Below are 12,570 nucleotides of genomic sequence, written 5' to 3'. Positions count from 1 at the left end.
GGGCAACGCTCCTGTTCTTCGGAAGATGGGGGGCGAATCCGGCTCCGTGATCCTTGCGAGCCCGACGTGTTCACCTTCGGATGCGGCGGGTGACATGTTCTTGTGACGACCCCCGAGGCGTCGCACATGGACTGCAAGTACTCCTCGGCAGGGCGGTCGGGTCAGGCGAGCTGGGTGATGGTGATGTTGGCGGGGCCGCTGGTGCCGGTGACGCCTTCGGGGGTGAGGCACTGCGCCGGTGTGGTGTTGAACAGCGCCGCGGTCATCACGACGGCGGCTCCGGTGAACCGGCCCGCGGTCACGGTGCCCTGGTAGACCACGACGACCTCGTTGGCGGGGCGCAGCACGACCAGCCCCACCGCGGCCACGGTGGTGGTCTCACCGGTGTTCCAGGTGATGGTCACCGTGATGGAGACGCCGCCACCCAGGCACGACACCAGGCCGTTCGCGGTGATCGCGTACCCGCCGGAGGTGATCGTGGGCGATCCGCTCGAGACGCACGAGCCGTAGTCCGCGCTGGAGGTGATGGAGACGACCCTGGGCTGCGCGGTGACTCCCGGCTGGTAGGTGTTGGCGCCGTTGCCCGCGCACGACAGCAACTCGACGTCCACGGCTTGGGCCGCGGGTGCTGCGGTCACCACTCCGAACGCCACCGACATGGCGACGACGACGCCCGCGAAGGACCGCCGCGCCGCCGACACCAGCTTTTCGAGCTTCGCCGCCCTCATCGGAGCACCCCCACTTCCATGACTCAACCGGATTCACACTGTAATCACCCGGTGGCGTGCCGAACGGGCGAAATGCGATGACACTTTCCGTATGCGTCCACGGGTGCGGAACCGCAGATTTCGTTGCAGCGGTCCGCACTGCCGGGTACCACTGAGCCTTTCACCCTCATCCAGCGTTGAGGTGGAGCGTGAGGCCGGCTCTGGTCAGGTTGGCGATGCTGGTGGTGGAGCAGCGGAGTCTGCGCAGCAGCCGCCCGGTCCTGCGGATCGAGACGGCTCGTTCGCCGAGGGCGCGGATACGGGCGTGTGAGCGGTTGACCGCCTGCTGGCCGGGTGAGGGGTTGTGCCACTTGCCGCGGTAGGGCACGCGGACCGAGCCGCCCGCTCTCCGGTAGGCCTTGTCAGCTCAGCATGGGATGTCCGCTGTGGTGAGGGCGTCGACGATGCCGTGGCCGCGTGCTGCGGTCAGGTCGTGGGTCGAGCCGGGTGGCGCGGGCGAGGTCTGCAGCAGTCGACCGGCTGGGTCGGCGAGGACTTGGACGTTCATGCCGTGTCGCTTGTGCTTTCCCGAGTGGTACGGCCGGTCGGCCGCGATGCGGTCGATGGGCGGCAGGGTGCCGTCGAAGGTGATGTGGGCCTTGCGCGCGACGATGCGCGTCGCGTCGGCCGGGTCCGGTGCCCGTGCGGCCGGGAGTTGGACGGCTTCGTGGATGTAGCGGTAGACGGTGGCCAGGCCGATGCCGAATCCGGCGGCGAGGCGGATGTAGGTGTCGCCGCAGCGCAGGTGTGCCGGTATGGGCAGGGCCTGGCGTCCGGGATCGACCCTGCGCCACCTGCCGGACGGGTTACCCGTGGTGATCGGCCGTGGTGGGCTTGCATCGATCGTCCGGTCCAGGCGGTCGGTGTCCGAGCCCTCGGCAACCAGCCGTGTCCGGTCTTTGTCGCCGACATCGCGCACGTTCGCGTGACCGAAGTGGTGACGACGGACGCAGTGCCGGTGCTGTCGACGACCTGAGCGGCACGAGGTCTCGCCGCCGGCGATCGACTCATCCCCGCCCACGAGGCGTACGTACGGCGACCGCAGGGGTGACCCCCGGTTGAACCGTCACTCCACGGTGACCGCGCCACCGCCCGGAAAGAGGTTCGCACCCATGACTTCCCGCTTCGAGCCGGAGAAAACACCCGAAGGGGAAGACATCGACGAGGACGACGGTCTGTTGCTGGACACGTCGGTGCAGTGCGAGAGCCTGGCCGTGATGCGCGCCCAGGTCGGCAGCCTGCTGCGAGGGTTCGGCGAGGACTTCGTCCGGGACGCGCAACCCGTCCGCCACGTACTCGTCGACAATGCCTGCGACCACGCCGACAAACCCCACCACCTCAGCGTGCGCTGTCACACCCGACGTGAACTCCTCATCGAGGTCCGGGACGCCTCCACCGATCGTGCCCCGCGGTCGGCGCCTCGACGGCAGGCCCCAACCGCGGCAACGGCATGAAGGTGGTCGAGCACTCAGCAGCGACCCGGGCGTGCGTCCCACCGACAACGCCAAGGTCGTCTGGGCCCGCCTGCGCATACCGGCCTGACCACACCTCGCCGACGTCGCACTGCCCGATGACGACGGCGCTTTGATCCGGACGTGATCTCGTGCTGCCCGAGGTGTTCCACCGGCCGGTCCGCGACGGCTGATCCGCAGGATCGGCGCACCGGCGACCACCCCTTCCGGCCGCGCCGGCTTCCGTCCCGCCCGCTGTCCTCGGACACCGGAAGAGGTGGCAGCCGCTGGTCACGGCGTTGGACGGGTCGCTGGGAGCGATCGCCTGGTGACGGCCGGAGTGATCCCCAGGGAGTCCACCTGCACTCGCCGGGGGACGTCGGTGGGACCGAGCCTTCGACGGCGGACGGACGAGACGGGTGTGATCGCGAAGGCTCGACGAGCTGACGGGCGCGCGGCTGGTTGGCAGTCGTGCGCTGGTCGGACGGACGGGCGTGCCGCCCGCACCGCCTCGCCGAGACCACCGCCGCTCGGCCGCCGCACCCGCACACCTGCTGCGGCGCACCTGCGTCACCATCCTGCACGACACCGGAGTCGGGCTTCGTCGACCGGGGGAGAGGGTGGGACGGCGGCTGGATGTCGTCGGGAAGTCGCGCTACGTTCGGGAGCGCTCCCGGAATGTGTCTTCCACCTCGCTCGAGGAGCCGAACCATGTTGCGACGGCGTTGTCGCCCGGCCGCGGTCCCGGCCGGCCTGCTCGTTTTAGCCCTGTCCGCGTTCCTGCTGCCCTCGGTGTCGGTGAACGACGCCGCCGCGGCCGGCACGTCCCGCACCGGCACGGTGCCGCTCACCGAGTTGACCGTGGTGTCCGAGCAGGTGGCATCCGGTCTGCGGCGTCCGATCGCGATCACCGGGCTGCCGGACGGCCGGATGCTGATCGCGGAGAAGGAGGGCACCGTCCGCGCCTACCACCCCGACACCGGCCTGGCCGCCGAGCCGGTGCTCGACCTGACCGACCGGATCGACGCCTCCGACAACGAGCGCGGCCTGCTCGGCATCACACCCGCGCCGGACTTCGCCCGGACCGGGACCCTCTACGTGGCCTACACGAGCCTGCCGGCCGGCGCGCTGACCCTGGCGCGGGTGCCCCTCGGTGCTCCTGACCGGGCGCGGGTGCTGCTCACCCAGGAGCACGCCGAGTACGGCAACCACAACGGCGGACAGGTGGCGTTCGGCCGCGACGGCTACCTCTACTGGTCCCTCGGCGACGGCGGCCACACCCACGACCCGTTCAAGGCCGGCCAGGACCTCGGCACCCTGCTCGGCAAGATCGTGCGCATCGACGTCAACCGCACCTGCGGGCCGAAGCCCTACTGCGTGCCCTCCGGCAACCCGTTCGTCCGCGTGCCGGGCGCGCGGCCGGAGATCTGGCTCTACGGGCTGCGCAACCCGTGGAAGTTCTCCGTCGACCCGGTCGACGGCTCGCTGTGGATCGGGGACGTCGGCCAGGGCCTGGTCGAGGAGGTCAACCACATCCGCCCGTGGCAGGGCGGGGCGAACCTCGGCTGGTCCTGCCGGGAGGGCACCCCGGTGTTCGACCCGCAGCAGTGCCGCTCGGGCGGGCGGTACACCGACCCGGTCTTCGAGTACGACCACTACAACGACAACTGCTCGGTGACCGGCGGCGTGGTGTACCGGGGGTCCCGGACCCCGCAGGCGCGGGGGACCTACGTCGCGAGCGACTACTGCTCGACTCGCGTGTTCGCCGTGCGCCCCCGGTTCGACGGCGGCTACGAGTCCGCCGTGATCGGACACCTCCCCACCCAGCCGACCGCGATCGGCACCGACGTGCACGGCGAGCTGTACGTGCTCAGCGACCTCCCGGGATGGCTCAACCGCGTGCGGTTCGAGCTGGTCCAGCCGGCCCGCGCCGGCAGTGGGGTGGCGAACCGCTGACACCTTGGGCTACTCGTTCCGTGACACCTCCGGGAACGGCCAGGGCCGGACGGCCGTCCCCGGCCTTGACGCACAGACGCGGGTCTCCCGACCCCCGCTCGCGCCGTTGATCGGTCTCCGAGGCACGCCCTCGTCGCCCCGGGGCAACGGTCGGGGAGATCCCGACGATACGCAGGACGGGGGGTCGAGTCGGAGGAGCGCCATGGCCGGGCTGGACGCGTTGCTGGACGAGGCGGGGCAGCGGCCGGGGACGGTGACCTGGGCCGCGATCCTGGGCGTGCTGGTCGGGCTCGGAACGCTCGCCGGCGCTGTGCTCGCCGGCGTGGTCCTGGTCGAGCCGTCCGGAACGGGGTGGTTCGCGCTCGTCGCGTGGTCGGTGGTCGTCGCCCAGGTCGTGGCGGCGGTGCTGCTGCTCGCGGGCGGGGTGCGGCTCGCGATCGGCGCCGGGCGACGCGCGTTGATCGCCGGTGCCGCACTGGAGTTGGCGGTCTGCGCGGGCTACCTGCTCCACGCCCTGAGCGCGGTGGCGTCCGCCACCGGCGAATCGCCGGCCGCGGCCGCGGTCTTCATCGCCGTTCCGATCGTGGTCGCCGCCGCGGCGGGAGCGAGCCTGTTGCTGGCGTTGCGCCCGGTGACCGTCGAGTACCTGCTCTTCGGCCGGTACGTTCCCCGCTGACCGACATCGGCCTCGCGGTCGACACCCGCTGCTGCCGACGAGCGGACATCCCGCTGCCGGGTGAGAAGGTCCTTCCCGGTCTGCGTGTGCTCCCTCGATCCGCCGGGTCGACGGACGGCGTGCCGGCGGAGTACGTACAGGGTGAGTGCCGGTCCAGCACCGCGGACGCCGCCGACCAGCACCCGGCGCGTCCGGTCACCCCATGCCGGGCGTGCCCGTTCCGCCGGCCGTCATCGGTCGTTCCTCGCCGTCATCGGGCCGACGGTGGTGGTCAGCCTGGTGCGGTGACAATCGGCCCGAGCGGGGCGGGGACCGCGGCCAGGGCGTGCAGTCGCCGGGGCGGGAAGTCGGTCCACGTCCCGGGGGGATCGCGGTCGGCGTGCAGGTGCAGGTCGAGGAAGCGTTGCCAACGCCGCAGGCCGTCGACGGCAGTGGCGACGTCGAGCTGCCCCGCCTCGATCGCGCCGGCGAACTCGTCGAGGTCGAGCAGTCGCTGGTGGCGGCCGTCGGTGGGAACCAGGACGTCGGCGTAGAGGTCCCGGACCGTGATCGAGTCCCCGGCGGTCGAGACGTGCACGAGGTCCACGTACCAGGTGGTCGGCCCGCTCCGGTCCCGGTCGGTCCCGCGATGGGACCGCCAGGCCGGAACCGACATGCTGACACCGAGGTCCAGCAGCACGAACACGCGTTCCAGCAGCGTGCCCCCCGGCCACGGCTCGAAGCTGTCCGGCAGCCGGAACTCGTAGGCGAGCGTGTCACCGAGGCGGACACCGGGCAAGGGCCCGAACAACGGGACCGGGTCGCCGTGAGCGCCTCGCCAGACCTCGACTCGTTCCACCAACCATTCGTACCCGACACGGCGGCAGGACGCAGACGCTTCCCTGTCCGTACACGTGGTGGCGGGCAATCCCGTCGCCGACGAACGCACGCCTGCCGCGAGTCGTGCGTCCGGAACGTCGCTTCCCACGAGAAGCGGACACCGCCCAGCCCTGTCCAAGCCCGGCGACCCATCGTGCCAGTGCGTAGCTCGTCAAGGTGACGTTGCCGGCAGCGCGCCGCGAGCGGCCGACGCGCGCTCACGCCGACGAGCGGGCACGTGCGAGGATCCAGGTCGTGGAGGCGGGGATCGTTTCGCGTGCGGTGGCCGCGGCGACGGCACTGGCCGCAGAGCTGCACCTGCGGGCCGACGATACGGTCGTGATCCACAATTCGAACATGCTCGCCCTGCGCCTGTTGCCGTGCGGCGTCTTCGCCCGAGTGGCGCTGGTGGGGCGGGAGGTGGCCGCGCTCGAGGTCGAACTCGCCGGGCGACTCGCCGCGACCGCGAGCCCCGTCGCAGCGCTGGAGCCCCGGGTCGAGCCGCGGGTCTACGAACGCGACGGCTTCGCCGTGACCTTGTGGACCTACTACGACGTCGTGACTCCCGACCCGGACTTCCCGGGCGCATACGCGGACGCGCTCCAACGCCTGCACGCCGGCATGCGAAGCGTCGAGATCGCGACCCCGCACTTCCTGGACCGGGTCGCAGAGGCTGAACGGCTGGTCACGCACCGGGATGACACCCCCGCGCTCACCGAGACCGACCGGCACCTCCTCATCGGCACGCTGCGGAGCGCTCGTGAACGCATCCGCCGCCGCGGTGCCACCGAGCAGCTGCTGCACGGCGAACCGCATCCCGGCAACCTCCTCAGCACCCGTGACGGCCTGCTGTTCATCGACTTCGAGACGTGCTGCCGCGGACCCGTCGAGTTCGACGTGGCCCACGTGCCCGAGGAGGTCGGCGCGCGTTATCCCGGCGTCGATCACGTCCTGCTCGCGGAATGTCGGCGGCTCGTGCTCGCGCTGGTCGCCGCCTGGCGTTGGGACATCCGCGACGAATTCCCGGACGGGCGTCGGCACGGCCGAAACATCCTGTCCTCGCTCCGCGAGGGTCCGCCGTGGCCCGCACTCGGTGCTCTCGTCACCGGGTAGCGAAACGCACCCACATGCCGCGAGCAGTCGTGTGCGGCGTTTGACCGGTACGAGTCAGATTGCGGCACGCATGCTGAGATGTGCCGCGCTCATCCCACGAGGTGCACAGCGGGGTTTGCTCGGAGTCGGCGCCGGCACGGGCCGGACTCGTGTCCAGCGCGGCGTTGCGCGGCCGACGGGGAACGGCGTGGTCGGCAGCGATACGGCCGCCGGCACGATCCCGGCCGTGGAGTGGTCCGCGTCCTCGGCGCCGGACAGGGCGCGCACCGGCTCGACGGTGACGTGGGCGGCGAGCACGAAGACCTGCACCGCGAAGACCGACACCGCGATGACCTTGAGCGCAGCTCGCGCGCCTCGGGATGGGAGAACTGCCAGGCGACCGCCGGTGGGCGGGACGAACACCACGTTGTTCGTCAGCCGCTGTGGGCGCGGACGGCTCCCTCCGGGTGGTGGCGGCGCAGGTTGGCGGCGAGGACGCGGTCGAGCGTGCGGTCGGACAGCATCCGGGTCAGGCGGGTGATCAGGGCGGCATCCCGGCCGACGGTGTAGCGGGTGCGCGGTCTGCGGGTCGTCACGGCCTTCGCGATGACCCGGGCGGCGGCGTCGGCGGTCAGGCCCGATGCGGTGCCCGAGGCCATCAGCGTGTTGGTCGCCTGGACCAGGCTGCCGTAGCGCCCGTGCTGCTCCGGTGTCATCCGGGCGGCCAGGGTGTTCGCCGTCGCGATCCCGCGGGTGGCCATCTCCGTGCGGACGCCGCCGGGCTCGACCACGACCACCTGCACGCCCAGCGGCGCGACCTCCCGGCGGAGCGAGTCGCTGACCGCCTCCAGGGCGAACTTCGCGCCGGCGTACGCGCCGTACGTGGCCATGGCGACCTTGCCGCCGACCGAGCTGATGTTGATCACGCGCCCCTTGCTGCGCAGCAGCGCGGGCAGGAGCGCCTGGGTGATGGCGATGTGGCCGAACAGGTTGACTTCGAACACCCACCGCCACTGCGTCATCGGCAGGGCTTCGACCGGGGCGTTCACCTGGATGCCGGCGTTGTTGACGAGCGCGTGCAGCGCGCGCGGGTCGCCGGCGACCCGCGCGACGAGTGCTTCCACCTGCTCGGGCTCGGTGATGTCGAGGATGACCGGCTCGACGCCGGTGGATCGGATGGCGTCGGCGTCATGGTCGCGTCGCACGCCGGCCAGGACGTGGAATCCCCGGCGGGCCAGTTCGCGGGCGGTTGACGCGCCCATGCCCGTGGAGGCTCCGGTCACGACGACCAGTTTCCGATTTTCAGATGACGTTGTCACCTTGGTGACGCTACCAGTTCGGATGACAACGTCAACTGTATGATGGGCGTCATGGCCACCCGTGCGGAATCCGCCGCCGCCACCCGCCGCGCCCTGCTCGACGCGGCCGCCGAACTCCTCGACCTCGGCGGCCCCGAAGCGGTCACCTTGCGCGAGGTGGGCGCGCGGGCGGGCGTGACGCGGGGAGCGCCGTACCGGCACTTCGCGGGCAAGGACAGCCTGTTGACCGCCGTCGCGACCGAGAGCTGGGAACGGATCGGCGACCGGGTGCACGCCCTGCGGACCGACCCGGCCCTGTCCGCCTCCGAGAAGCTGCGCGGCGCTCTCCGCGCCCTCATCGGCGTCGGCCGGGACCAGCCGCACCTCTACCAGGTGTTGTTCAGGCAGCGCGGAGACCGTTCCGGAGAACGTGGTGAAGGCCTCGAGCGCGTCCGGCTTCGGCTGTGCGGACCGGAGGGCGACCCGGCCGCGGCCGTTCGCGCGGCCGGACGCTTCCAGGACGAGTTCCTGGCCATCGTCGCCACCCTCGTCGGGGAGCGCGACGCACCGCACTACGGCGCCCTGCTGCTCAGCAGCGCCCACGGCATCGCGGGCATGGAACTCAGCGGCCACCTCGGCCCGGACAAGTGGCGCACCACTGCCGACGAACTCGTCGACACCCTCGTCCGCATGGTCGCGGACGAGGGTGAAACGACATAGCAACGCCCTGCCTCTGCACTCGGGTCGGCGACCCTCCTGACCGATGCCGTGACATCCGTTGCGCTGATCCCCCATTCGGCGAACGTCCGCCCATGCCGCCGAGCGACTGCCCACGACCACGTGCTCATGTCGACGAGCGGTCTCGTACCGGCGTGATGCGTGCAGCACGGGGTGCAGGCGGCCGGTCCGTTCACGTCGAGGGAGTTTTGCCGTTCCGCCAGGGTTCGGTGGCCCGCCAGGTCTCCAGGGTCGAGGACAGGCCGTCGAGCAGCAGCGGGAGTTGCGGGGCCATGGCCAGGCAGGCGACCGCCTGGAGGTCGCGCAGGCGCTCCATGGCGCGCAGCACGCCGGTGTCGACCGCGCGAAGACCGAGTTCGGCCGCGGCGGCGTCGTAGGCGGCGATCGCCTCCTCGCCGGTGTGCGCGAGGTCCCACTCGACCGGGGCGACGCCGACGTGCTCGTAGTCGGAGTACAGCACGGCGTCGGGGGTCTCGATCAGGTTGTAGAACGGTGCGTCGCCGTGGACCACCTGGACGGGGACGCCGGGGAACACGCGCGCGAAAGCGGCGGGCGACGCGGTGACGGGCGAGAGGACGGCCCACTCGGCGCGGGCGCGGGCCAGGTCGGCGGCGGGCAGCAGGTCCTCACGGCCTTCGAGGTCGTCGAAGGCGAGGTCGACGTAGCCCTGGATGCCGGGGAAGAAGCCGGTCTCGCCGGGGTACCCGGCCAGGACCGAGTGCAGGCGGGCGACGGCGGGCATGCGCCTGACCGCGTCGTAGTCGTTGGGCAGCACGCCCTCGACCTTCTCCCAGAAGGTCATCGCGAACCCGTCGCGCTCGACGGGTTCCGCCGGGACGAGGTCACTGGGCACGACGGTCGACTCGCCGCGCGACGCCATCCACCTCGACACGGCCAGCTCCGTGCGCTGGAAGCCCGCCGAGGTGGTGCCGCGCGGGGTCACCACCGGCACGCGCGCGACGACCGGCGACGGCGCGAGGTCCACCACCACCGAGAAGACGTCGTAGACGACCTTCGCCTCGGACGCGTCCAGGCCCAGGGCCGTCGCGGCGGCGACAGCGGCATCACGGGCGCGGTGTGAGCGGGCGGCGCGTTCTTCCTCGGTGATCATGAATGCCACTCTAGGACTTCACCCCGTCGAGGATCTCGTCGGCGGTCTCGGTCCAGACGATGGGCTGGGGGGCGTCGTGCCCGGCGTCGATCCAGGTTCGACGTTTGCTTCGAGTTCGGCGGCGCCGCAGGTGGGCGCTGCGGCGGAGTTCGCGGTTGGTCAGCTCGGCTGACCAGCGCTCCACCAGCTTGAGCCAGGACGATCCGGTCGGGGTGAAGTGCAGGTGGAATCGGGGATGGCGGACGAGCCAGGTTCGATCTCGGGTTTGGGTGGCGTGGTTGCCGCAGACCAGGTGCGGGCCCGACTCCGGTGGGGTGTTGGCATCGATGGTCTTGAGGAACCGCAGGAACTCCCGGTGGCGGCGTCGGTGTTGGCCGATGACCTTGCCGGTGGCGACGTCGAGGGCGGCGACGGTGGTGCCGTGCCGGACGTAGTCGTGCCTGCGACCGGCCGCAGTGGTGGGCATGACCGACAGCGTCGCGGCGGTGCGGTCCAACGCCTGCATCCCGGACTTCTCGTCCACACACAGGACACGAGCCTTGGCGAGCGGGTTGAGGTAGAGGCCGACGACATCGCGGACCTTACCGATGAACAGCGGATCGGCGGACAGCTTCCCGGTCTGCACCAGGTGCGGCTTGAGTTCGAAGGCGCGCCGGATCACGGGAGAACGCCGTCTGGGACATGCCGGTGACCCGCGCCATCGACCGGGTCGATCAATGCGAGTCGTTGTTCGGCGGCACCTGTTCGCGTGTGGTCACCACACCCTGTTCGGCCCGGGCTTCGGTGATCGCGCGGCGCGCCGAGACGGCGCTCGTCGGACAGCCCGTCCAAGCGGTGCTCGAGGGATCGGCGCCGCCATTGTTCACCATCGGCGGTGACACACCCAATCGACGCACCACATCCATATCGGACACGCCTTCTGGGGCCCGACCAGTCGACTACACAATTCGGGGCACATGGCACTAACCCCACACGACGACCTGGCCGGTGATGGTCACGCGGTCCACGGCAAGCACGTCGATCCGGAAGATCCTGCCCTCCGGCGTGCTCCCGCACACCGTGCTGCCGGCGGCCAGGTTCTCGGCGTCCCGCGTCCCGCGCGCGGAGATCTCGGCGGCGCACTCGGCTTGGCCGGGCACGCCACCGCCGAACCACTCCGCCAACCAGTAGTTCTCGTCCCCGTGCAGGCGGCCGGGGGTGAGCGTCCAGACGTTGCGGCCGTCGACGCGCTTCGGCGGTGACAGGTCGAGGTTGAAGCTGCCGAACTCAAGCTCGCTGCTGAAGCGAACGGCGTCCGCAGGCGGGGGAGCGACGGACGGCGCGAACGCCGTCGTGGTGGTGGTGGTGATCGTCGTGGTCGTGGCCACGACGATCACGCTGCCGGACGCGCGGGTCGCCGGAACAGTGGGCATCGGCCGGACAGCGCCCACCGTCGGCACGACCGGCGCGTGGGCGGCCGCCCCGGTGGTCTCCGTCGCGGGCGTCGTGACGGAGACGGCCTGGGGCGGCGCGGACCGCGCGAGCTCGTCGGACACCGTCAGCGCGACCAGCGCCGTGGCAGAGGTGCCCATGGCCGTCGCCGCCGCGACAGCGGAGAGCAGCAGGCGCCTGCGCCACCGCGGCCCGGCAGGCGGGTGCAGGTGGACGTCACCGCTGATGGAACCGGCCTGGATGGACGTGCCGACATCGCCGTCGACCTCGTTCCTGGCCGGCTGGTCTGACTGCTTCAAGACTGACCCCTGCCCGCGACTCGGAAGACTGATACCGGGCAGATCGATGGCTCACCCAAATGTGTTACGGACGTAATGAGCTTCGGTGGTCGATACTTTTCCATTGCGGGCCAATGTTTCAATGTCGAATGGCCTGCTCGTGCGAAGGGGTGAACCTCTTGCCATCCAGCAAGACGATTCCGTTCGGGCCTAATGCTGCGTTCCTGATATGGTAGACGGCGTCGTGGCTTCCTCGGTTTGTGCGCCGGGTGACCCAACAGGAAGCCCGTGCCCACGCGATGCTCGGAGTGGACGACATCGAGGTCGATCGTAAACTGGACGAGGCCCACCGCCTGTTGGCGGACGCCGAGAGCAGCGTCGCCGATGAACCGCTCGGCGGCCACTGCAACGCCACGTTGCTGGCGATGCAGACAGCGATCTGCCACACGGAAGCCGGCCGTCCGCGTCGAGCCGCCGACCTGTACCGCGCATCCCTGTCCGCCCACGAGTTCTCGCCTCGTGACTACGGGACTTGCCCCTGGATGTTGGACACCGGACACACTTGGATCCTGACGATCCGGGTGGACAGGAGTCCCGTTCAGATGGTGATGAAGCACTACCCGCCGGAGTTCCGGGCCGAGGCGGTCGCGCTCTACCGGTCCCGACCCGGCGCGACGATCAAGTCGGTGGCCGACGACCTCGGGGTCAACCACGAGACGCTGCGCAACTGGATCCGGCTCGACGACGGCCGACGCACCGGAACCCACACCGCCGCCGCTCCCGCGGCCGCGCCGCCGTCGGGTTCACCGGAGGACGAGAACGCCGCGCCGCGCAAGCGGATTCGCGAGCTCGAGGAGGAGCGCGACATCCTGCGCAAGGCGGCCCGGTATTTCGCGGGCGAGACGCGCTGGTGA

The 12,570-nt window shown here is 70.9% G+C and carries 14 protein-coding genes and 1 pseudogene; 6 read left to right on the top strand and 9 right to left on the bottom strand.

What is annotated here, in order from left to right:
- Positions 1-161: 161 nt before the first annotated feature.
- Together CKY47_RS05670 and CKY47_RS05665 are read right to left on the bottom strand one after the other, a co-directional pair.
- A complete protein-coding gene (locus CKY47_RS05670) occupies positions 162-728 on the bottom strand; it encodes a hypothetical protein (protein WP_306744574.1) in 567 nt (188 codons plus the stop codon).
- Positions 729-894: 166 nt separating this feature from the next.
- Positions 895-1,563 (bottom strand): annotated as a pseudogene (locus CKY47_RS05665) (transposase family protein); the annotation flags it as partial.
- Positions 1,564-1,879: 316 nt separating this feature from the next.
- On the opposite strand from CKY47_RS05665, the gene CKY47_RS05660 reads away from it, so the two are divergent.
- From CKY47_RS05660 to CKY47_RS05650, 3 genes are all read left to right on the top strand, one after another.
- On the top strand, positions 1,880-2,221 hold the full coding sequence (locus CKY47_RS05660; protein ID WP_306744573.1) for an ATP-binding protein: 342 nt from the start codon (positions 1,880-1,882) through the stop codon (positions 2,219-2,221).
- Between the two features lie 708 nt (positions 2,222-2,929).
- Positions 2,930-4,174 carry a PQQ-dependent sugar dehydrogenase gene (locus CKY47_RS05655; RefSeq protein ID WP_306744572.1) on the top strand — a complete coding sequence of 415 codons (1,245 nt, stop codon included), beginning with the start codon at positions 2,930-2,932 and terminating at the stop codon, positions 4,172-4,174.
- Positions 4,175-4,376: 202 nt separating this feature from the next.
- A complete protein-coding gene (locus CKY47_RS05650) occupies positions 4,377-4,850 on the top strand; it encodes a hypothetical protein (RefSeq protein WP_306744571.1) in 474 nt (157 codons plus the stop codon).
- 271 nt (positions 4,851-5,121) lie between these two features.
- On the opposite strand, the gene CKY47_RS05645 is transcribed toward CKY47_RS05650, so the two are convergent.
- Positions 5,122-5,688 carry a ribonuclease FAU-1 family protein gene (locus tag CKY47_RS05645; RefSeq protein ID WP_306744570.1) on the bottom strand — a complete coding sequence of 189 codons (567 nt, stop codon included), beginning with the start codon at positions 5,686-5,688 and terminating at the stop codon, positions 5,122-5,124.
- Positions 5,689-5,963: 275 nt separating this feature from the next.
- Here CKY47_RS05645 and CKY47_RS05640 point away from each other — a divergent pair, with 275 nt between their 5' ends.
- Complete coding sequence (locus CKY47_RS05640; RefSeq protein ID WP_306744569.1) at positions 5,964-6,821, top strand: phosphotransferase family protein; 858 nt, start codon at positions 5,964-5,966, stop codon at positions 6,819-6,821.
- 54 nt (positions 6,822-6,875) lie between these two features.
- Here CKY47_RS05640 and CKY47_RS05635 read toward each other — a convergent pair whose 3' ends face one another.
- Positions 6,876-7,145, bottom strand: a complete 270-nt coding sequence (locus CKY47_RS05635) for a hypothetical protein (RefSeq protein ID WP_306744568.1) — start codon at positions 7,143-7,145, stop codon at positions 6,876-6,878.
- An 89-nt stretch (positions 7,146-7,234) separates the two neighbouring features.
- The gene (locus CKY47_RS05630) at positions 7,235-8,083 is read right to left on the bottom strand and encodes an SDR family NAD(P)-dependent oxidoreductase (protein ID WP_306744567.1); all 849 of its coding nucleotides are present in this window, start codon (positions 8,081-8,083) and stop codon (positions 7,235-7,237) included.
- Between the two features lie 87 nt (positions 8,084-8,170).
- Between CKY47_RS05630 and CKY47_RS05625 the strand changes: the two genes are divergently transcribed.
- Positions 8,171-8,818 (top strand): TetR/AcrR family transcriptional regulator, encoded by a 648-nt coding sequence (locus CKY47_RS05625; protein ID WP_306744566.1) that lies wholly within the window; start codon positions 8,171-8,173, stop codon positions 8,816-8,818.
- Between the two features lie 190 nt (positions 8,819-9,008).
- Here the strand turns inward: CKY47_RS05625 and CKY47_RS05620 are convergent, their stop codons facing one another.
- Genes CKY47_RS05620 through CKY47_RS05605 form a run of 4 tightly spaced genes read right to left on the bottom strand, consistent with a single transcriptional unit; the run spans position 9,009 to position 11,677 of the window.
- The gene (locus tag CKY47_RS05620; protein WP_306744565.1) at positions 9,009-9,947 is read right to left on the bottom strand and encodes an aminoglycoside phosphotransferase family protein; all 939 of its coding nucleotides are present in this window, start codon (positions 9,945-9,947) and stop codon (positions 9,009-9,011) included.
- Positions 9,948-9,957: 10 nt separating this feature from the next.
- On the bottom strand, positions 9,958-10,608 hold the full coding sequence (locus CKY47_RS05615) for a transposase (RefSeq protein ID WP_306744564.1): 651 nt from the start codon (positions 10,606-10,608) through the stop codon (positions 9,958-9,960).
- Positions 10,609-10,660: 52 nt separating this feature from the next.
- The gene (locus tag CKY47_RS05610; protein WP_306744563.1) at positions 10,661-10,861 is read right to left on the bottom strand and encodes a hypothetical protein; all 201 of its coding nucleotides are present in this window, start codon (positions 10,859-10,861) and stop codon (positions 10,661-10,663) included.
- A 48-nt stretch (positions 10,862-10,909) separates the two neighbouring features.
- Positions 10,910-11,677, bottom strand: a complete 768-nt coding sequence (locus CKY47_RS05605) for a hypothetical protein (RefSeq protein WP_306744562.1) — start codon at positions 11,675-11,677, stop codon at positions 10,910-10,912.
- Positions 11,678-11,964: 287 nt separating this feature from the next.
- Here CKY47_RS05605 and CKY47_RS05600 point away from each other — a divergent pair, with 287 nt between their 5' ends.
- Positions 11,965-12,570, top strand: a complete 606-nt coding sequence (locus CKY47_RS05600) for a transposase (RefSeq protein WP_306744561.1) — start codon at positions 11,965-11,967, stop codon at positions 12,568-12,570.

Origin of the sequence: Saccharothrix longispora, from assembly GCF_030852425.1 — a bacterium.
In the GTDB taxonomy this organism is placed as follows: Bacteria; Actinomycetota; Actinomycetes; order Mycobacteriales; family Pseudonocardiaceae; genus Actinosynnema; species Actinosynnema longispora.
The sequence above is the reverse complement of the archived record's forward strand: the minus strand, read 5'-3'. Positions and strand labels throughout refer to the sequence as shown.

Coding starts and splice junctions, on each gene's coding strand:
- CKY47_RS05620 (WP_306744565.1), bottom strand. CDS start 9,947: ATGATCACCGAGGAAGAACGCGCCGCCCGCTCACACCGCGCCCGTGAT.
- CKY47_RS05625 (WP_306744566.1), top strand. CDS start 8,171: ATGGCCACCCGTGCGGAATCCGCCGCCGCCACCCGCCGCGCCCTGCTC.
- CKY47_RS05670 (WP_306744574.1), bottom strand. CDS start 728: ATGAGGGCGGCGAAGCTCGAAAAGCTGGTGTCGGCGGCGCGGCGGTCC.
- CKY47_RS05650 (WP_306744571.1), top strand. CDS start 4,377: ATGGCCGGGCTGGACGCGTTGCTGGACGAGGCGGGGCAGCGGCCGGGG.
- CKY47_RS05655 (WP_306744572.1), top strand. CDS start 2,930: ATGTTGCGACGGCGTTGTCGCCCGGCCGCGGTCCCGGCCGGCCTGCTC.
- CKY47_RS05660 (WP_306744573.1), top strand. CDS start 1,880: ATGACTTCCCGCTTCGAGCCGGAGAAAACACCCGAAGGGGAAGACATC.